The following is a 21,373-nucleotide window of genomic DNA, read 5'->3' on the forward strand; positions in this document are numbered from 1 at the left end:
GTTTTAATTAGCCACAATACGACTGTCTATCCCTGTACGCTATGGATATAACTAATCTCAAAGCAAAACCTGCGATTTTTCGGTGTTATACATGTGTTAACCGTATAAATTGTACTTTTTTCTCGCATGGCTCTGTACACTTTGTTGCCTGCTAGCATTTTTATTCAAGAGGACCTGTTACATTTCGCATAGAGTCAATAATTTTTGTCTTGTTTTTTTCATAGTATTCGTTTTGCAACTCAATGAATGTTTTAGGAAGACTAAGGTAGAATTGTGATGTAAATATGTTTAACTGATTATTTGCATTTGTTAAATCACGTAACAAGAATGAGTCTTTTAGATTGAACTGCTTTGGATTTATGATTCCCTCAAAAGATTTACTGACATAAAGATTTTCCTTTGCCTTAAATCGAACCCTCATTTTAGTTTTTTGTGAACCTTCATATTTTTGGAAAAGGGCAATAGCAAATTCTTTTGGTTTTAATAAAATTGCAAAAGCTCCATTTCCACAACCAAAGTTTGCATCTCTTTCAATAGGATACCAGCAATCATTTCCTTGAGTTGTATCAAATGCTTCCTGAATCCCATAGGTATATCCCTCTTTTCCCCGAATCAACTTTGGGCTTTGAGAGTAATTAACAAGATAGACAGGGTAATATGGAAATAAAATTGAATCTGGACTGCCATAATCTTTTTTAAAAAATACATCTTGAGAATAATTTGGGATGATATCAATCCCATTTACATCTACAGTATCATATACTTTATATTTTATGTCATCTCCATGCGAGAAATAGCCCCAGGAATAGATTAAGCTATCTCTATTTTTATCAGTAATTTTAATATTTTCATCAAAGTACTTTTTATTTATATCAACAGTATCTTTAAATGAATATATTCCAAATAGAAAAGGACGCGCATAAGTGATTTGATCTTCTTTGAATATCTTTTTAACAGGTTTAGGATGTTGTGCAGAGTTTATGATAACTGGAATTCTAAACACATCTGAATTATTATGTTTTTCACTAGTCGTGCAAGATATGTGTATAAAAATACACGAAGTAAGTAAGAATAGAAGTGGAATTTTCAGGCTCATAGGTTTTTTATTAAAAGTAACACACTTTCTTGAGGAAGGTGACATTTCTTATAAATCAGGCTATTTTGCTTACAGGCAACATTGGTATATGTGATGTGCGGAAAGCTATGCGCTGTTAAATGTAGCTAATCCCTGAAGCAAAATCATAGATTTTGCCAGTAAATTTTATTTTCATCTAGTGGCAAAATCTGCGATTCTGCGGTGTTGTACATGCGTTCATTCTTGTAGGCTTATTCTCGATTCGTACCATAAAAATATACACATTGTTGGCTACTCTCATTTCTTTTTACTGTTCTTGCTTTATTTTCCAATTATCAAAATACTTTAGATAACTATCTTCTATTTCTTTTATGTCAGGTTTTGGAAATGAGAGCAACAGGAGTTTTTTTATGTTCCAATAAATACCTAATTGATTTTTTTTGTCATCTTCAGGCATTGGATTTTTAGGTCTATAAATTATACGAATATTCTCTGAAATCATGAGCATTAGAAGCCGATAATATGCATCAGTTGAGAGTCCAAACCTTTCTTGAAAGCAGCTAAGAGTAATAGGAAGAATTTTCTTTGGTAGATTAGGGAGTCTATATTTTTGTTCAAATTATTCGTAATTACTTTTAACAAAAAGGCTTATAGTTTCAAGTTCAGTAGCAGATAAACTATCCAAGATAAACCTTGTAGTTTTAATATAAGCACTGTCTTTGCTTTCATGTAACTCTCTATTTTTATGTATTTGTTTTTTTGTATAAGGATAGTTTATAACAATATTTTGTCCAGGAAGCTTTACTTCCAAACGAAGGGAGTCTTTAATTTTTAATTCATGAAGTGTTTCTCCAATAACAAAATCCACGAAGCCTGAAACGTGCGCTCTTTCATCTGTAAAATCAAATGAAAGAGTTTTTTTATATTGAATAACCTTGTATCCAATCTTAGAAATAGTTTTCTTTTTAGAGCATGATATTAGTAGGATCAATACATTTAAAAAAATTGTTATATTTCTCATATTTAAGGTTTCATTTTATTGATTTCTTTAGTTCTCCCTGATGCTCTCAGACAGGGTTTTTGAAGATTTTTTCGGAATTGTGAGAAATCTTCTTTTCAAAATTTTCTACATCAATAAATCCATTTAATAAACCAAAAGATTTAGAAAGTTTTTCAACTGTTTGTTGTAGGTGGTATATAGCATTTGGATATTCTTTTGCTTTGTATAATAATTTAGATATTGCAAAATCATAAGTTTAAAAAAGGGTTTCATGAAATTTTAGCTTTTAATGATGCACAGCGGTCTTGTGTATGTTCGTGGCGGGCTTTTACCCGACATGAACACATACAGTTGTTCTGCTTAGTATTTTTTCTTTTTATTTAATTTCATTTCCAATTATATAGGTATCAATATCAATTCCTAAATTCAATTTATTCAACCTATTTATTGTCTCAATTTCAAATCCAACTCCTGCATTTCCACTTATGTATTGATGTCGGCAAACTGAAATATATGCATTTGAATTTTCACTAAGTTTTAGAACTCCTTCAATATCCTTTTCCAATTCATCAAGAAGCAATTCCAATTTTTCGTCTAACCCATAGGCTTCATTCTTTATCGGCTCGAAATTTACTCGGCTGAAATCGTATTTTAATTTTCCATTCTTTCTAAAATCTCCTTTTGACCAACCCTGTAATGGCTTAAACTCTCTAATGAATTTTGAAAGTTCTTTAAATGACAGTTTTTCTGATGTTGCCGTCAGGTAAACTCTATGTCCCGATTCTGTCCAAACGAATTCCACTTCTATTTCGGGTTCTTTCGTTAAATGGATTTCTATGAAATATCTTTCGTCTTTTACTTCGATATAAACTACTACTTTATTCTCGAAAAAATTTTCATTTACTCTGGCGACTTTCGGCTTTCCACTCTCCATTTTTATTTCGCAGACTTTGAGATACTGCTTTGTAGTCTCAAATTTTGGATTGAGAATTTCCTCAATAGCCTTTTCGATATATTGGTTTTCTTTTTTCATTTATTGAGCAGAACGTGAGTGTCTATGGCATAGAGAAGGGCAAAACCCGCCCGTATTCTGTACTCAATATAGCAAAATCACAGATTTTGCGGATAAATTTTTTGACGCTTTTCGAAAAATCTGTGATTTTTCGCCCCCAAGAGCAAAGACTGAATTTTAGGGTATTCCCTGCCCCCCATGAACATAAACATATTGTTATGTACAGATTTTCATTTATTAGGAGGAATCCTTATTTAGAGCTTTTAGTTGTTCTATCGGGATTTTATAATAATCGAAACTTATGGATTAAGCTGCTTTTTTGTAGGAATTTCAATAGAAGGCATTGTTGTTGGTCTGGATGACAGTCGCCACCTAGCAGAAATGAAATACACGAATGAGAAAGGAGAGGAAGTTGTTGCAAAAGTAAATTATTTGAAATTAACTCGAAAGTAGTCGTTAAGCTTAATTTTAGATAATAGAGGGTAAGTTTCATTGAAGCTTATCCTTTATTTTTTTAGACTGAAAAAGTATGTTAAAATTGGCAATAATTTGATATTTTTGATATTGAGTTATAAACCTTATCTACCATGAAAAAAGCCATTATATATATCATAGCAATCAACCTTTCCCAAATCATTCGTTTTTCACCACTGATTCTCATCACAGGAATATTGAATTCCTGCTATATTGGGGAGCATAGCACAGAGCGCCAAAGAGCTATAAAGATTAATGTAAAAGAAGCAAAAGGATTAGTATTGAAAATCGAAGAATACATTCCTGAAAATGATTCTCTTACTTTTTTGGATATAACATTTCACAATCCAACAGATTCACATCGGACAGCTTATTGGTATAACTTTAATTATGCTAAAAATAAAATTCCGTTAAGCCTCAATATCTCTGTAAAAGAGAAAAATGGTGATTATCTATGGCATAAATTCACTATGTCTTATTATATGGATCCAGGAGTGTATAAGATGTATAAAAAGTATACTGAGCAAATAGATATAATGCCAGGAAGTACCTTTAAAAGAAGAGTAGAATTAAATTGGATAGGAAAAAAGAAAGGAGAGTATGAGTTTACACTTCATTATTTTAGGGATGTTTTGGAGTCAAATACTATAAATGTAAGTGTTAAATATTAGTATTATATTATTCAGATGGTGTAGGTCAATCATGGTTGTTTTGATTTTAGGTTATCGTAATATTGAGGACTGCCTACTTTTTGCTTATCTAGGTGAATTGTAGAAATGGCATAAAACAAAGAACATTTTTGTAAGTAAGGCATAAGTATAAATGTCGGATAGCCTGGTTTTAACAGATAAAAAGTGTCCTTTTGAATGCAAATTCTGTATAAGTTCATCCTTTAAAACAGTTGACATTTGCTCCCATTCATCGTAGTCCAAGTTATTATTCAGTCTTATGGAAATCTGAGCTGAGAAATGATATTTATCTACTTCAATATTAGAAAATAACAGACCTTCAGAATAAACGATATATTCTAATTCATTTTCATCAACCAAAGCATTAACAGCTTGTTTTAGTTTATCCTCTTTTATCTTGAGCAATTTTTTCTCATAGTTTATCAAGGTAGTATCACACGCCCGAAGCAAAGAGTTAAAGGTTATTTGCCACTCCTGGAGTTGACGTTCTAAATCAACTAAGAGAAAAGGATCCCCCAAATCACATCTATCACTCTGTTCTAAAACATCTTGATAAAAATCTTCTATTTCTTTACGTTGAGGGAGAAGAACAGAATCCTCTAGGTAATCGACAAGGCTTTGTAAATCTTCTTTTATCCATGTTTGCAATACTATATTTTTATTGACGTAAGCAGTATCAATAATTCCTACTTTAGTGGATTGTCCTACCGTTACAGTATTGATAGACAACATCAAAGACATAAGAAGTATAATAATTAACATAGATTTATTATTTAGGTGGACAAAAATAGTTAGGGTAGCTGTGAAAAAGAATAAAGCTACCCTACTTAGGATAAATTTAACCTACCCTAAAAGATGAGTTTTACCAATCCACCCCATCCAAAGCATCATTCACCACCTTATTGGAAAGGTGCAAATAAATCATAGTTGTTTCAATCTTAGAATGCTGTAAAATCGACTTCAGAACATGTAATGGAATTTTAGAAGCTAAATGAGTCGCAAAGGTATGCCGAGCCACATGGCTGCTAATTGCCTTATTAATCCCAGCACGAGCCGCCAACAATTTCAACGTTTGATTAAAATATTGATTGGTATATTGATGAAAAACTAGGACATGAGGAGCTGCGCCAGAAATCAAATGTTTTTGGATGAGCTGCTCAGGTTTCTTCAAGTGCAATTTGTACAAAGGAAGTAAAAGTTGCTTGCCTGTCTTTTGGGCAATGATGTTTAGGAGCAGACCTTCTTTTTCCTGTTCAATGTTTTGGTGTTGAATATTACAAGCATCTGAAAAACGCAAACCTGTATAACAAGAAAACAAAAACATATCTCGAATTAACTCCAGATAAGACTCTTTGGGAGAAAAACTCAAGGCTTCTAGGCGCTCGACTTCCTCCCAGACCAATACTAGGCGCTCAGTAGCGACCGTTTTAGGCTTAAATTTTAAGTATGGATTTTTATGCGCTTCAAAACTTCCTTTACTAATAGCCAAATTAATGTATTTGCGTACTTGTTTGTGATGTGTGAATACGGTATTGGTGTGCAAATTCTTTTTATATAAGAAGGTATCAAAATCGTGAATCAAGTTAAAATTCAATTCTGAGAATTGAACATCTTTTCGAAAGTCAGTCCAATGATTGAGCGCAGCTTTGTGTTTCCCCTTCGTTTCTTTAGATAGTTTGGTATCTGCAGCAAGTTCGCAACGCCAAAAGTCAGTAAAAGACTCTACATCTTCATAACGAAAGAAATCTTCTACCTGGTTAATAGTAATGACGCCGTTCTTTTTGATGCAATCCAAAGCAAAGGCTTCTAGTGCATTAATTTGTCTTCTAATTTCAGCATTGTATTGAAAAGTGTTGGGATGATCAATAACTTGCTTGAGTCGTTTGCTCCATTGAAAGGGGGTAACGTAAATTCCAGTAGAGAAGAATTTACATTGGCCTTTTGTGTAAGCTCTGATTTGAATCAGTCCAGTTCCGTTCTTTCGGAGTTTGTTTTTGTAGTTGTGGACAACAGAAAATTGAATCATAGTTTGTTCTTTTTTATAGAAAGCTACGGAAAAAGCCTTCTATTTGGTGAACAAACGAAGAACAAAAAGCCCTGTAAACAGATGTTAACAGATGTAAAAGAGAGAAAAGCGAACAAAAAACAAAAGCAGCATTAAACGGCTGAAACAGCGATATAGCCTATGTTTTATACTGCTAAATGTAGACTTTTGACAGTCTGAGTAGCGCCCACAACAGTATGAGTAATGCATTTTATATCACTCTGTGAACGAATAAGATAAGAAAATTGTTTTATTTCGGGTACTAAAGTAGGGCAAAAAATAAATCTCCTTTTTGTACTAAAGTAACATGCTGTTAATAGGCTTTAATATTAGGTATTTGTAGGTGGATTTCTTAATACATAAAGATGCATATTGTGTATTATTTTTTATCCGTATTCGTTGTTCATTATTTAAAATAATATTTTTGTGAGTAAAATTGGCATAAATAAACTTGTTAAAAGCTAATAATATTTTAAACATCTTCATTAATATTTAACTCATGAAACAAATCTATATTATATTATTTTTTTTATTAATTCAGAATATAGTTATAGCCCAACATTTTGAATGGGTAGCTAGATTAGGAGGCTCAGGAGCTCATGGTGAATATTCTGTTGCTATAGGGACAGATTCTCATGATAATATTTATACAGCAAATAATATTTATCACAATTCAACTTATTATAATACAGGAGGAGCAGGAGCAACTAATTTAAATGGTTTTGTCCTTACAAAATCAGATAATGATAAAAATATTATTTGGACAAAAAGTATAGCTATTTCATTAGCAGACTTAGAAGTTGTTGATATGGCTGTGTCTTCTGAAGGAAATGTCGTAAGTGTTGGTCTTTTTAAAGGTACAAAAGATTTTGATCCAGGAGCAGGGGTGCATAACCTTACTTCGGGAAGTAATGTAAATAATATTTTTATTCAAAAATTAGACTCTAATGGGAATTTTCTATGGGCGGAAGCATTAGCGAGCTTAGGCAACCAATATAATCCAACTGTAACTTTAGATACTGAAGGTAATATTATTGTTTCGGGAGAAATAACGGATACAGTTGATTTCGATTTTGGACCTAGTGTAAATAATGTTGGGGCTACTTCATTTATATTAAAACTTACCCCGAATGGTGATGTTAATGATGTTCATGAGGTGGGGAGTTTAGATATTATATCTACTACAACAGATAGATCTGATAATATATTCCTTTTAGGGAAATTTTCAGGTACAAAAGATTTTGATCCAGGAGTAGGAGTTCAAAATATAACAGCAATTAATGTAGATTATTTTATATTAAAACTAGATTCAATAGGTGGCTACAATTGGGTGCATCATTTTAGCCAAGGAACAGGAACTTATAATGTAAATAATGATAATCCTTCAATAGTTGCTAATGAGTCAGGAGAAATTTACACAGTTGGGACTTTTCATACTAGTACGAATCTAAATCCCACAGGAATAATACCAAGTGTTCAGACAGCTAAAGGTGGGAAAGATATATTTATACTAAAACTAGACGTTAACGGAAATTTTGTCTGGGGAAGATCGTTTGGAGGAGTAGGAGATGATATTGCAAGCTCTATAGTCGTCGATTCTGCAGAATATATTTACACCGCAGGCTCTTTTCGCCAAACAGTCGATTTTGACCCAAGTTATGGAGTATATAATTTAGTTTGGTATAATGGGTTTAATAGTTATGGCTCAGATGGTTTTATTCAAAAATTAGATCCTAATGGAAACTTTGTTTGGGTACAACATATTCGTTCTGTCGATTATTATTACTCTACGGATATGACAATTGGCAGTGATGCTACTTTGTATACTAACGGATTTTATAGGCGTAGAACTTATTGGCCTAAAAATGATGGTACAAATATTTCTATCTCTAGTTCTGGAGGTGATGATATTGCGATAGGGAAAATACTTCAGGATAGTTGTTCAAGTATGGGACTAGTTATAGATACAATTATTGATGCTACCTGTGGAAATTTAGGCTTAATCCAATTTAAGGCATTAGGTTCTGTAGCGCCTCATATTTATACTTGGAATACTACTGCTATAACTGTAGATTCAGTACTATCCATAAGTACTCCTGGTGTTTATACTGTGACCGTTGAGGATGGATTAGGGTGCATCCGAACTAGTTCTGTTCTATTGAATGGTCCTTCATTAACAACGTCTACATTGTTTGATTTAAATGCTAATTTGGTAGCTACAGGATTTCGTCCAGGACAGGCAACAACTATTTGGCTAGATGCATTTAATGATGGTTGTCAACCTGTAAATGGGCAGTTATCGTTAGTTTTAAGTCCTTTAGTTAATTACGATAGTGCGTCAATAAACCCTGATTTTATTCATGGTGACACATTAATTTGGAATTTTAATGCATTGATGTATGATTCATCCCACCTCCAACCAGAGATTTTTGTAACGACATCTACAAATGCTCAAATAAGTGATAACATATGCCTTTTGTTGAAAATGAGCCCTGAATTAGGTGATAATGATGTTACCAATAATAACAAAAAATATTCTTTCGATGTGGTGAACAGTTACGATCCCAACACGAAAGGAGTTTACCCTAAAGGTCTTTGTAATTCTGGTTATGTGCAAAAAAACAAAAAATTAACATATACTATTCAATTTCAAAATACGGGGAATGCACCTGCCATAGATATAAACATCTTAGATACTCTTTCAGGGGCATTGGATGTAAATTCTGTTCGGATAGTAGGAAAAAGTCATCCCAAATTAGTTACTCATGTATTACCAGGAAATGTTTTAAGATTTGAATTTCAAAAGATTAATTTGCCAGACTCTACAACTAATGAAAACAATAGTCATGGATTTATTATTTTTGAAGTTTATCCACTACAAACAATACCTAATAGTACTCTATTAAGTAATAGTGCTGCGATTTATTTTGATTTTAATGACCCAATAATTACTAATACTGTACATAATATCATATTGGATACTTTGCCTGTCTATTCCTCTATAATTAATATTTCGTCTTGTTCTAGCTATATATATAATAATAACAGTTATGATACTACAGGTACATATTTACATATCTATCAAACATTAGAAGGGTGCGATAGTACTGTTTATCTAAATTTGTCTATTTTGCCTCCAACTAATAGTCGTATTACACTTAGTCAATGTGATAGTTTTATGACTCCTAGTGGTAGTTTACTTGGAACAACAGGTATATATAATGATACAATAACAAACAGTTTAGGGTGTGATAGTATTATATCAATTGATTTTACAAAATTAGAGACTACAAGTAATAATATATTTGTAGATATGTGTGATAGTTTTATAGCACCAAGTGGTAACATATACAGAACTCCAGGTATATATAATGATACAATAACAAATAGCTTAGGGTGTGATAGTATTATTTTATTTAATGTTCAATCTGCGGTAACAACAGCAAATATATCAAGTACATTATGTGAAGGAACCTATTTTACAGGACCAAGTGGAAATATCTATACAATACCAGGGGCATATAGTGATACAATAACAAATAGTTTGGGATGTGATAGTATTGTATCAATTGATTTGCTTTTGCCACCTGTTATTGATACTCTAGTTACTCAATCAGGTATTTCACTATTAGCAGCTACAGGAAACTATAATTACCAATGGATAGATTGTCAGAATGGTAATCTTCCTATTCCTGGAGAAACAAATCAACTATTTACGCCATTATCAAATGGTTATTATGCAGTTATTATAGAAGTAAATGGTTGTTCTGATACATCAGAATGTATAAATGTTGTCATTACAAGTTCACAATCATTCATGCAAAAAACTACCGATAAAGTTGTACTTTTTCCTAATCCTACTGAAGGTGGATTTAATATAGTTTTTGATAAAAAGTATGATGACCTAATTATTGAAATCTTGGATGTTACAGGAAAACAGGTAATGATAAAAAAACTCTCATCATTAAAATCAACTCAATTAAATATTGAGGGTAGACAAGGTTTTTATTTTATAAAAGTAGTTTTGGATAATAACGAAGAAATCATTTTAAAAGTGCTAAAATTTTAATTAGTAATAGTTACAATACAGAAGGAGTCTTGTCTTGAAGGTATGACTCCTTTTTAGTAACTATTCTCAAATTTGGGGGCATTATAAGTTCGGTTATTATTCGTGGTTTAATAAAATATAAGTTCGTAGTTAGATCTTTTATTAATATTGCAAGAAAGCTCCTAAAAAATCATCTTTTTGATAGTAATTCTTAAAAGTTAGTTGGTAGACTACTCTAAAAAACCTTGTCTATAAACAAGGAGGGCTATCTATATCCTTATGGGAAGAAAAAGGGGGGAAACATGATTTTACCAAGAACCAAAGAGCGATGAATATGGCAAAAAAGATATCAATAAGGATGGAATTGGATCTATTTTTCAAAAAAAGAGCCTTCTAGAACAATGGGCGACTAAGCGCTAATTTATTGAAATTACACAAGAGCTATTTTACGAACTGTACTCGGGGTGTTCAGTGCAACAACACGATAAAATTAGTGGGGTCTCATGGACCCACTTAATTTTGATCGCTAATTGTTGTAGCCTGTTTTTTTATAATTTTTACCCGTATTTTAATTGATAAAGCTTTGGCTTTTATGATAACAAATGTGTAATAGCGCATATTTTGCTGCTTTATTACTCTATTTTCCATCAATACGGAGTTTTTCATATGAGTTGGAGAAATGATTTATGTTAAAATCAGAAAACAACTTCATTACATTTTTATATTTAGTAGTGAATCTCAGAGGATGTCCATCAGCTAATGTTAAAATAGCTAATTGCCAGTAGGCAAATCCTCTGGTATATTTTTGCATTTAAAAATAGCCTTTGAAATTTAAATATAAAGGTTTAAGAGCAACATCAAATTCAAAATAAAAAAGCCCTTTCTCTAGCTGGTTTAAGTAAAGTACAGCTGCTGGCTTCATCTTAAAAATAAAGCTTTTCATACATGGATATTTATCAACAAGACTCCTCTACATCTAAAAACCAAAGAAAGTACAAAGAAATATGTTTCTGGACGATCCAATCTGACTGATGGACTATAAATAAGACGATCTCTGAATGAGAAGACAAACATTCAAATCCTAGTCGCTTAGCTAGTTTTTGGCTAGAAATATTACTTGGCTCACATTCAATGATAACAGACTGGATTTTTTCTTCTTCAAAGACCTTGGAAATAAGCAAAGAACAAGCCCTTGTCATATAGCCTTTCCCCTGTGCTCCTATCCCCAAAAAATAAGATAATTTGACCGTTTGATTTTCCATTTGTCCACTATGCAAACTAACTTGCCCAATGAGTTGTTGGTTTAACCAAATGCCATACTGCTCTTCTCCCCAATAAAAATCACTTTGTTCATGCTGGGCAATATGCTCTTTTGAAGCAGCAATAGAAGCTATCTTGCCCCAAGAAGGAAGCCACTCCTCTAGTACAGTTTGAGAAGTGGCAATAAGGTGATATAGATGCTCAGCATCTGTTTGCACTTGTAGTTTTTTTAAATAAACCTCATAAAGCATTTTTCCTAAGCATCATTTTTACTCATTGGACTAAAATGAACATTATTGGCATTGTGGATATAAATGGTTGTTCCCCCACCAAAATTATACGTCCAATTATCCATTAAATTTCCCTGTGTAAAAAAGATATTCACATCATTAGGATCTTGATTTAACGCTACTAAAATTTCTTCTAGAACTCGCTGATCATTATACAAAAACTGATTTGCTTGCGCCAAGCCAGCATCAATCAAAGCCTGTCGAATTTCAGCAATTCGCTCTGCGGAGGTATTTAAACCAAGTGCAATACGAATAGAATCAATAAGGCAATTCAATCCTTCCCCACTAGCCGATCCAACGATAAACGATTCCCCATTAACATCAATGGCCGAATCCCAAGTAAAATTTTTCCATTTAAAAAATAACCCTCCATATCCAATACGCTTCATATAGCGCTTAAACTCCTCTTGCCTTTCTTCACTTTTTTGGGTATCTTGATGTTCCCAATCCTTCTTTAGATAAGATAAAAAAGCTGTATTAATCGTTGAATCATCCTCAACAATAGGATGCCCATGATCTCCATCTATACGCACACATTGTGTCTCTTCTCCCCTATCTGCGCCAACAACAAACGGAAATTTATGTATATTTTCATTGCCTGCTGTCACCCAACCATAAGTACGAGCATAATGTTCCAATTTTCTGACCTCAATAGGATCTGTCGAGTCATACTTTGCAGCTCCACCATTGGAAGAATCTACTTTGGCAGATTTTAAAATACCTGTTGAGCCATCCTTTTTTCTTAAGTGTTTACCATCATGAGGGAATGTTTTTAAATCACCCATTTTTTCAATCATATCCCGCTCAACCTCATCCATTCGGTTTTCGACTAATTCAGCATCTTCTGCGGTGCTACTGTCGATCTCCTCTCCAAAACGTTGCTTAGCGTCTTCTTTATAAGATTGGGTTCTATTGTAATCATATATCTGAGCTATGAAGGTAATCGTGTCATCTGCCTCCCTCCTGTATTCTACCCATTCTCCATCTAAAAGACCAACATAAGTGGCATTAGCTTCGTCAATACACATTTCACATTTTATATCATCAAAACGACCAATAATATGGTCACGATAATAGTCATTATAAGCTTCAATTAACTTATTCAAATCGTTATAGACCCCTCGCAAACTATTCATCAAATCAGAAGCTCTTTCATTACCTTGAATTGCTTGCATTTGCTCCTTTGATGGGTCAAAAACCTCTCTTAAACTTCTTAAGTTTCCTATTTGAATAAATGCTTCACACAATGCCAAATATCTATTTTCTAATAACGTCCAACGGTCTAAAAGCCCTGTTCTTGTCTCTACCTCTATTATTGACTCTATCTTCGCTTTAAGAATCATTAATTCTTGATAAACGCCCTTTATTTTATTTTTTTTTGTTTTAGGATCTACCTTTAATAAATTAGTCGCATTAGCTCCTGTGATAGACTCTAATTGATGCCTTATCATATCTCTAATTGCCTCCGAAAAATTTATATCATTATTTTGCATTTATATCTTGGTTTTAATTTGCCTTTGAATAAAATAAGTTGGATTATAGTTTCTCCTCTATTTGAGCAGCCAATTGGGTAGCATTTTCTAGGTTGCTTCCCTCTACTTGATTAAAGAATTGTTCCAATACTCCCTTAATCTGATTAAAGGTCTTGCTAGCTTCTTTATAATCCGCTACCATTTGTTTGAGTATCTCCCCAAACTCCGACTTATTGTGTTCTTTGACAAATTTGGTCCATTCACTAATTCGCTCTTTCATATCCTCCAGATGGTTTTCAATAATAGAAACATCCCGAATATCCCCGCTAGAGAGCGATTGATAAAAGCCATTTCTGTGTTTTAATGTTCTAGCATAGAGCTTTTCTTCCCTTGCTTTTAGACCATCCACCTCACTTTCATCCCCTTCTTTTGCTTTTTTCCGCTTCTCGAAAAAGGCTTCAAACTGTTGAACCGTCTTTTCAATTTTAGCATGTTTCTCACTCTGAGCAGCTCCGTTGGCATGGGCAGCTCTCCATTGACGACATAGACGTTTTAAACGCTTTAGTGCTTGATCTTTTTCTTCTACTTTTTCCTTATTTTTTTGGGGCTGAACATAGAGTTTGGCATATTTCTCTATGCCATTTTCAATCATTTCTAATGGAGCTTCTTCTGGTACTTGGCTAGCCGTAGCAGCTTCAGCAGAGACCGTCTTTAAATCAGGCAATTCACTAACAAACTCAATATAGATGTTTGATTTTTTGAGTTCTTTATTTACTGCTTTGATGGTACTATCTTTGGCACCTTTGCCCACTTCTGGCAACATTTTGATCGTAAATCCCTCGCCTAAAGGCTCAACAAAACAACGCCCAGCTACAAACGTTTTTTCTGCTTTTTGTTCTTTTTTAAAGTTTTTCCAACTTTGAGGCGTTTCTCCCAAGTATACAAAAGGCATGGGATCTGTCTCCTTAAACTCTGCATCCAATTTTAAAATAAACTCACAAATTCCCCCTGTATTTTTGCCTAAAAACTCCCTCAATAACTTTCTATATTGAGGATGTTTAAAGCCTTTTATACTATTAACATCTTTGAACTTTTTTTTCATGAAAAAATTGGTTTATGATTCAATAAAATATACAAAACACCAATATATGTATATTTATTGCAATGGGTGTTGAATTCCTATGGCTTTTATTCCTGAGGTCGCAATTTTGTTGAATTGAGCATAATGTCTGGCTATATAACGTGCCACAAGTTATGCGAACAGAAATATAAGTATTCCCAAGAGCAAAATCTGCGATTTTGCGGTGTTAGACACGCCACTTGAACTTTAGCTTTAGCCCTGAACTGTATTATTGACATATAACGCCGTGTTGTCTTCAGTATTTATTTGCAATTATTTTTTAACAATATCTGGACTTCATCTCCATATAATTCTGTAAATCCAAGTTCTAAAGCTTTATTCAGATTAATGCATGCTGTTTCTTTTTTATTTTGAGCAATCTGAATTAATGCTAAATTCTTGTATGTATAACAATTATTTGGGAAATAAGCTAATGATTCTTTTATATCATCTATGGCTTTATCATACTCACCTAATTGATATTTTGCATAGGCCCGATTATTATATGCTCTACCGATTGTAGCATCGTCAGGTTGCAAGTTTATTATTTTATTAAAGAAGAATATTGCTGAGTCTGGCTTGTTATTTTCCAAATAATGAAACGAAATAATATCTAGAGGAATTGAATTACTGGAATCTACAGAAATAGCTTTTGTACACGTTTCAACTAATTTATCTCCTTCTTTTAGAAACTTATAGTTTAGGGCTTGAAAAATATATGCATCAATAAGATTTGGGAATTGTTTTAATATTTGATGAAGTATTTTTTCTGAGGTTCTATATTCTTGTAAGTGAAAATATAGTTTGCCTTTTAATAATTTAGGGCTGCTTTTTGAATTGTCAAGCTCAATAAGTCTATCAAGTATTTCAAGGGCTTTTTCTTTCTCTTTTTTTACGACATAATAGGTGCTTATTTTTTCACCTAACGAAGTAAGGTTAGATTCAATAGATAGTATTTCTTCTATTGTTTTGTAAGCCTTATATTTATCTATCTCGTAATCAATTTTAGCCATAATAAATAAATATTCAGGATTATTAGAATCACTTAATAGTAGGACTTTTATAATCTTTTTAGCTAAATCATATTGCTCTGCTTTTATGAGATAAAGGAAGAAAGTATGAAAATCATCAATGTTATTAATTTTTTTATAATCTAAAGGTATAATAACCCCTTTATAGGCACATTCAAGATTTAGTGTGGTAGAATCTATTTTTGTGATAAACAGTTGCATTCTATCTCCCTCTTTAAATTGAGGTATTGTACCGACAGATTTTATATAATCTGCAACTTTAATACAAACCTCTTGAGAGTTTAGTTTGAAATAGACTATAGATTGGTCTATTTCATTTACTTCTACTAAAATAGAGTCATTTAAGAATGCAATAGAAGATTCTAATTTATATAATCCAGTAAAATATTTTTGGCAATTATCATTTTCTTCCATGACAGGCGGAAGATTTAATGGATAATTCATGAATCCCGAAATGATGTTAAATGCTTCACAATCTTTTTTTAGTTCAGTGGTTATATTAAGACCATAATCTATAATTTTTTGCTCTTGATTTGTATCATATATAAGACTTGTTTTTTTCTTATCCATCACTTTCTTATATAAATACTGGACTTCTTTTAGTTTAAAACACTTATTCACTTGATTGGTGAGAGAATCTCTATCTAAATTTTTGTTATCATAGGTTATTTTTGATAGACAATTACAAGCAATATTATTAAGACTATCCAATAAATTTTGGGAATAAGAGTTTGTGGAAATTGAACAGAATAATACTAAGATAATATTTTTGATCATGGTAATTTTAGATTTTATTGAAGACAACGGCTTGCGCATATAGCGTGACACAAGTCATGCACCACTAAATATAGTCGTTCCCCGAGCAAAATCTATGATTTTGCCAGTAAATTTTATTTTCGTCTAGTGGCAAAATCATAGATTTTGCGGTGCTTTACATGCGTTCATTCTTATAAAGCTGTTCCTGGAACGTGGCATGAATATATGCGCCTTGTTATCGACTGGCTTCTTATAATAATTGTTCCATTGGATTAGTTTAGGCAATTCTCAATAAATAATGACTCCACTTTTAATCTTATTTCACTGTGCTTAAGCTTTTTTAAAGCTACGTTTTAGAATTATGGGGTAGTTTTTTTGTAATTTGCCTTAGTGTTTTTTCCAAAGTTTTAGGGCACAAAAAAGCAAAAAATAAGATAGAAAAACGAAGAAATTTTGTAACAATTTCACACAAATTTAAAAACGGGGGAGGGAATAGAAGTTTTTCAAGAACGAGCAATATTACTAGAATTTTCCCCTTGCCAAAAAAATAAAGATACAACATCTTAATCTACACTAAAATTTGTCCAATATTTGGGAAGTATCGCATGTTTCAGAATCAATAACATAAGTTTTTGAAATTGTATCATGCCAAGCTTTAGAATCATAGCCTAAGGCTAAGGATGTAAATTCTAATGGAATCCACCTACATAGGAATCTAATTGTTGCAGTTTTTATACTAATTTTGCTTCCGTCATAATTAACTACTTCCGAATTAGTAAAATATTTGCCAACAGTTTTTCCAAAAAGATACTCAAGCGGTATGTAATAACCACCAAAAACAAGAGCCAATCTTAATATTCCCCAAAATCTTTCAGCCCCCCAAAAAACTTCTAAATAAAGAGTAGTTTCTAAGAGGAGAAGAATAGTAAAAACATCGATTATAAAGTTTATAAGGCGTTTCTTTTTAGAAGTTTCTTTCATGTTTTATGTGCTTTAAGTTTTTTTTCAGAGGATTGTAGCAAAACACTTTCATTCTTGATACAATTTTTTGCTAGCTTTAGAGATAAACAATTTATTGATTTTCTATTATATGTTTTTTCATAGCTTAGAATTTTTGTTTTGCTTGTCGATAACGGCAGTGCATAGACAGTAGCGAAAGGGCAGCGCTCTTTCGTCAAGCTCCCACAATATAGCAAAATCTGTGATTTTGCGGATATCTTGCTTCAGATGACTTCCGCAAAATCACAGATTTTGCGACCCCAGAAGTAAAAGATAAGCTTCATGGCTAAGCACGAAACTCGCTATTGCTCTGTGCACATTGTTATGCTCAGTTTTTTAATACTATTTTGCCATGTTCATAATAGCTGAGAGTGCTTTTGTGATAATGAAAATAGATACCTTTTCCTTTTTTAGTTTTCCTGTATTTTTTAGGTTTATAACCATGTCCAGAAATAATTTGGGGAAGCGAGTCTTTTATCAGATTAAGTTTTACTTCATATTTTATTTGATTGATGGTGAGGAATAGTGAGTCTTTTTTAGGAGGCTTACATCTCTTCTTTTTATCAATTAGTACTTTTCTTTCTAATCGATAATATTTTTCATCTGATACTCCATTTATTGATTTATAGTATTTCTTTTTCATATAGGTCGTATCATTTACACAGCTATTTCTTTGGATAAATTTTTTAATATGGATTGTATCTTCTTCAAAGTAAAAGCTATTTTTTAAGGAGATGAAGCTTCCATCTTTGTTTAATGGTATTTCAATTTCTGCAGAATCACTTTCGATTTTAAGCCTGGAGTAATACATAGGTCTTCTTTCCGCTAATACATACTCTTCAATCCTTTCTCCGAATCCTCCAAAACCTTGGTTTTTAATATTTATGATAAAAGATAATCCTGGATTAGAATTTTGGAAAACGATAGTGTCAATTATGAGGACAATATCTTTTGATTGGGCTAGAGATATATTGAATTGAATAACTATTAGGAAGAAGATGTAAATTAAACGATTCATTTTAGAGTTTTGTGGGGTTCAATTGAGCATAACGGCTGCGCATATGATGTGCTAGAAGCTATGCGCTGAACAATATAGCTTTTCCCGAAGCAAAATCACAGATTTTGCTAGTAATTTTTTCTTCGTGGTACTAGCAAAATCTGTGATTTTGCGGTGTTAGACATACGCTCTGCCTTTTTCTTTAGCCCAACCTGCTAGGATAGCCATATGCGCTTTGTTATCGATAGTCATTATTTTGATTCCAAATCATTTATTTACAGAGTTCATCCCATACCTTCTTAACTTCTAATATATTATCATAAAAAGTATTTACAACTCCAGACATATCATCTATATAGAATTGATTCCAACTATTTTCATATACATTCCAACCAATTTTTGTTGAGTTGTAATCATACTCATCTAACTTTAAAAAGATCCAATTACTGGAAGAGTCTATTCTATTTTGAAGCTTCGTTTCTTCAAATTTTGCATATAAAAAGTCTTTTAAATCACTATCGTTATGAGTAAAAACACCACATATGAATTTTCTAAAATCTTGAATTTCAATTGAAAGTTTTACTTCTGTTTGGTTATGTAGAAGTAGGTGTTTTTGATACCTGAAACCAAAGTTTTTATGATTTGCATCTTCAATAGTTGCTTTTTTGTTTACAAGTTTGACAGGGACCCAATCATTGCCTTGAGAGTTTAATTTTTGATATAAGTCCTCAATAAAATTTTTACGTAATTTTGCAGTAATTGAATATAGCAAATCATTGATATGGTTTGTTAACAGAGATAATTGTTCAAGTTTTTCTGAAAGAATAATCTCATCTTCTTTTAAATTACCTTTCAAGCTTAACTTTTCTTTGATTTTATTTTTTATTTCACTATTCATTTTTTTGTCTTTTTTTCTAATGTTTAGAAGCCTCTCAAGATAGTCTAAATAAAGAGTTAATGAGTTAACAAAAATTTTATCTTTTATCCTACATTTCTGTAATACTTCATCTTTTATCCATGGGAAAATGTCTTTCATGTAGTTTATTTCGAAATAACGAGATTCAAATATTTTTCTGTTTTTCGTTGAAAAACTCGAAATAGGAGGAGAGCCTCCATTTCTGGTAAGATAAAGAACATAGATTTTTTCTTTTGGATAATTGAGCTGTTGAACCTTTTGTATGTATCTATCAATTTGCTCTTCTTGGTCAGTTGCAAAATGAATTTTATTTTCTATTATTACAGCATAGTCTGAATCTTTTATTAGAATATCTATTCTGCTCTCTTCTGATGTAATAATCGGCGTTTCTACTTTTAGATCTAGAGATAGATACTCAAAGAAAGATTTTAGAAAGGTGTAGAAGCCAAAGTCTTGGTATTGGAGGATGTTGGACAGAATTATGCTGTGAGCATTTTCATTAACTTTTAAGGATTCTAAGATATTGTAATCAAAGGACTTGTTTTTCGTTTTCAACTTTAGGAAGTTGAATATTTCATCGGAAAAATCTAAAAGTTCTGTGTATGCTTTTGAATTCATGTTTTTCATATTGATTAAACGAATCAATGTATTGTTGCAAATCAATTTTTTTAACTTTTGATGAATATAGTGGATTTTTAGCTTTTTACCTTGTAGTTCACTATCTAAGTTTTGGGAGAGGGAAATTATCGATAACGGCAGCGCATACGCCTGTGCGAATGTTATGCGCAATGAATATAAGCATTCCCTTGAGCAAAATCTACGATTTTGCGGTGTCTCACAAAAGCCGAGGTTTTAGCTTTAGCCCCATATCTAGCATGGTCGTATCGGCGCATTGTTATGCGGAGTTTTATTTTATTAGGCAAAGGTTTAATTTAGTAAGGGAGGTAGACTGCTGAATATTTCTACTGTAAAAGACCAAATAGCATGAAATGTACTTTCATCAATAGCCAATCTTGTGGCATTAGATAAGAATAACCCAATGAATAACATTTTCCAGTCTTTTTTTGTAAACTTTTCACTATTGGCTTTTTCAACACTTTCGTCTAAATCTTTAGATAATTCAGTTTTTTGAAATTCAGAAAGTGAGGTTTCATTTATCATTTTCTTGATTTCTTTAACAGCCTCTGATAATTTTAAAATTTCATCAGGAGTAAACGGTTCATCGGAATCAGGGATGTTCATATTTACTTTCCCAACCTGTTCTTTTAAGTTTTCCCATTCATCGGGAACGATTGTTTCACTAGCAAGCCAATCTATCCAGAGTTTTATGATTTTTATAGCATGATTGATGTCTTTTGCAGAATAGTTATCTTTCCATTCTTTCTGGCCTGGACTACACGTACAGTCAACTTTTCCATCGGCTTGGTTTATAAGTTTAAAATAGAAATACCTAGACTTTTCTTTTTTATATTCTATAACAGCACTTTGATTTGAGTTTTCAATGAATTCAAAGTCAGTAGGAGAAAACTTTGTCTCTTTAATAATTGCGAATATTTCGTTTCTTTGAGATCTTCTTAGTGGGATATGATTTTTCATTTAGCAAGAGGTCTTATTTACCATTTTTATCTAAAATCAAGATTAAGAAAGGTAATAATAATATTTGAATTTTGCTAAACTGAGTTTATGATAATTCCGCATAACTACTTGCTAAACGCAATAGTCTATTGTGTTTATTTCTAAAAAAGAGATATCCTAAATTATTAAAAAATCTAAAGGACTAGCAATTTTTTTTAAATTTTGTTTAGAGATATGAGTATAAAATTTCAGTAGTTTTAATGGAATTATGTCCTAGTAAGGTTTGAATATATCTTAAATTGACGCCTCTTTCCAATAAATGGGTGGTAGAACTATGTCTCAATGTATATATAGTTCGTTTTTTTCAATTCAAGTCAACAACTTCCCATACTCAGCAATCCTCCCAGCCCGATCCAAACGATTGACCACCTGCCTCGCCTTATAAAAGTCCTGGCGTTTTGTATTAATAAAATCCTTCAAAGCAAGCCCCGTAAAAGAACCCTGCATCATGCCATAAACCAAAATACGAGCTGCATAAGTTGGCTGCAGTGCTAGATCAGGCTGATTGACAAAATCCACCCGAAAGACCCGAGCCATCTTTTGATAATTCTCCAA

Annotated in this window: 17 protein-coding genes and 1 pseudogene; 2 read left to right on the forward strand and 16 right to left on the reverse strand. The window is 32.3% G+C overall.

All coding sequences use genetic code 11. The features are described from left to right. Nucleotides 1-160 precede the first annotated feature (160 nt). The 4 genes from CG11_RS27210 to CG11_RS27225 form a co-directional block, all read right to left on the reverse strand. Nucleotides 161-1,096 (reverse strand): hypothetical protein, encoded by a 936-nt coding sequence (locus CG11_RS27210; RefSeq protein ID WP_156039941.1) that lies wholly within the window; start codon nucleotides 1,094-1,096, stop codon nucleotides 161-163. A gap of 286 nt (nucleotides 1,097-1,382) precedes the next feature. Next, complete coding sequence (locus tag CG11_RS30710; RefSeq protein ID WP_197043996.1) at nucleotides 1,383-1,577, reverse strand: hypothetical protein; 195 nt, start codon at nucleotides 1,575-1,577, stop codon at nucleotides 1,383-1,385. 117 nt (nucleotides 1,578-1,694) lie between these two features. After that, the gene (locus CG11_RS27220) at nucleotides 1,695-2,096 is read right to left on the reverse strand and encodes a hypothetical protein (protein WP_052600068.1); all 402 of its coding nucleotides are present in this window, start codon (nucleotides 2,094-2,096) and stop codon (nucleotides 1,695-1,697) included. A 355-nt stretch (nucleotides 2,097-2,451) separates the two neighbouring features. Further along, nucleotides 2,452-3,108, reverse strand: a complete 657-nt coding sequence (locus CG11_RS27225; protein WP_052600069.1) for a DUF4279 domain-containing protein — start codon at nucleotides 3,106-3,108, stop codon at nucleotides 2,452-2,454. A 566-nt stretch (nucleotides 3,109-3,674) separates the two neighbouring features. On the opposite strand from CG11_RS27225, the gene CG11_RS27230 reads away from it, so the two are divergent. Then, entirely contained in the window at nucleotides 3,675-4,232 is a 558-nt protein-coding gene (locus CG11_RS27230) for a hypothetical protein (protein WP_052600070.1), read from the forward strand. An 84-nt stretch (nucleotides 4,233-4,316) separates the two neighbouring features. Here the strand turns inward: CG11_RS27230 and CG11_RS27235 are convergent, their stop codons facing one another. Both CG11_RS27235 and CG11_RS27240 read right to left on the reverse strand, forming a co-directional pair. Further along, nucleotides 4,317-5,012 (reverse strand): hypothetical protein, encoded by a 696-nt coding sequence (locus CG11_RS27235; RefSeq protein ID WP_052600071.1) that lies wholly within the window; start codon nucleotides 5,010-5,012, stop codon nucleotides 4,317-4,319. 100 nt (nucleotides 5,013-5,112) lie between these two features. Beyond that, nucleotides 5,113-6,276, reverse strand: coding sequence for a site-specific integrase (locus CG11_RS27240; protein WP_052600072.1), 1,164 nt, complete (start codon nucleotides 6,274-6,276; stop codon nucleotides 5,113-5,115). A 517-nt stretch (nucleotides 6,277-6,793) separates the two neighbouring features. Between CG11_RS27240 and CG11_RS27245 the strand changes: the two genes are divergently transcribed. Then, the gene (locus CG11_RS27245) at nucleotides 6,794-10,363 is read left to right on the forward strand and encodes a T9SS type A sorting domain-containing protein (protein WP_052600073.1); all 3,570 of its coding nucleotides are present in this window, start codon (nucleotides 6,794-6,796) and stop codon (nucleotides 10,361-10,363) included. 935 nt (nucleotides 10,364-11,298) lie between these two features. Here CG11_RS27245 and CG11_RS27250 read toward each other — a convergent pair. From CG11_RS27250 to CG11_RS30715, 10 genes and pseudogenes are all read right to left on the reverse strand, one after another. Beyond that, complete coding sequence (locus CG11_RS27250) at nucleotides 11,299-11,853, reverse strand: GNAT family N-acetyltransferase (RefSeq protein WP_052600074.1); 555 nt, start codon at nucleotides 11,851-11,853, stop codon at nucleotides 11,299-11,301. A gap of 5 nt (nucleotides 11,854-11,858) precedes the next feature. Further along, a complete protein-coding gene (locus tag CG11_RS27255; protein ID WP_052600075.1) occupies nucleotides 11,859-13,385 on the reverse strand; it encodes a hypothetical protein in 1,527 nt (508 codons plus the stop codon). 43 nt (nucleotides 13,386-13,428) lie between these two features. Beyond that, a complete protein-coding gene (locus tag CG11_RS27260) occupies nucleotides 13,429-14,466 on the reverse strand; it encodes a hypothetical protein (RefSeq protein WP_052600076.1) in 1,038 nt (345 codons plus the stop codon). A 281-nt stretch (nucleotides 14,467-14,747) separates the two neighbouring features. Beyond that, the gene (locus tag CG11_RS27265) at nucleotides 14,748-16,292 is read right to left on the reverse strand and encodes a lipopolysaccharide assembly protein LapB (protein WP_052600077.1); all 1,545 of its coding nucleotides are present in this window, start codon (nucleotides 16,290-16,292) and stop codon (nucleotides 14,748-14,750) included. Between the two features lie 552 nt (nucleotides 16,293-16,844). Beyond that, nucleotides 16,845-17,252 (reverse strand): RDD family protein, encoded by a 408-nt coding sequence (locus CG11_RS27275; RefSeq protein WP_052600079.1) that lies wholly within the window; start codon nucleotides 17,250-17,252, stop codon nucleotides 16,845-16,847. 346 nt (nucleotides 17,253-17,598) lie between these two features. Next, nucleotides 17,599-18,288 (reverse strand): hypothetical protein, encoded by a 690-nt coding sequence (locus CG11_RS27280; protein WP_052600080.1) that lies wholly within the window; start codon nucleotides 18,286-18,288, stop codon nucleotides 17,599-17,601. Between the two features lie 250 nt (nucleotides 18,289-18,538). Further along, entirely contained in the window at nucleotides 18,539-19,801 is a 1,263-nt protein-coding gene (locus CG11_RS27285) for a PD-(D/E)XK nuclease family protein (protein ID WP_197043998.1), read from the reverse strand. 309 nt (nucleotides 19,802-20,110) lie between these two features. Next, the gene (locus CG11_RS27290; protein WP_052600082.1) at nucleotides 20,111-20,779 is read right to left on the reverse strand and encodes a hypothetical protein; all 669 of its coding nucleotides are present in this window, start codon (nucleotides 20,777-20,779) and stop codon (nucleotides 20,111-20,113) included. A gap of 205 nt (nucleotides 20,780-20,984) precedes the next feature. Beyond that, nucleotides 20,985-21,101, reverse strand: coding sequence for a tyrosine-type recombinase/integrase (locus CG11_RS31100; protein WP_197043999.1), 117 nt, complete (start codon nucleotides 21,099-21,101; stop codon nucleotides 20,985-20,987). A gap of 26 nt (nucleotides 21,102-21,127) precedes the next feature. Then, nucleotides 21,128-21,373: pseudogene (locus CG11_RS30715) on the reverse strand (hypothetical protein); the annotation flags it as partial.

Source organism: Aureispira sp. CCB-QB1 (assembly GCF_000724545.1).
Classification (GTDB): Bacteria; Bacteroidota; Bacteroidia; order Chitinophagales; family Saprospiraceae; genus Aureispira.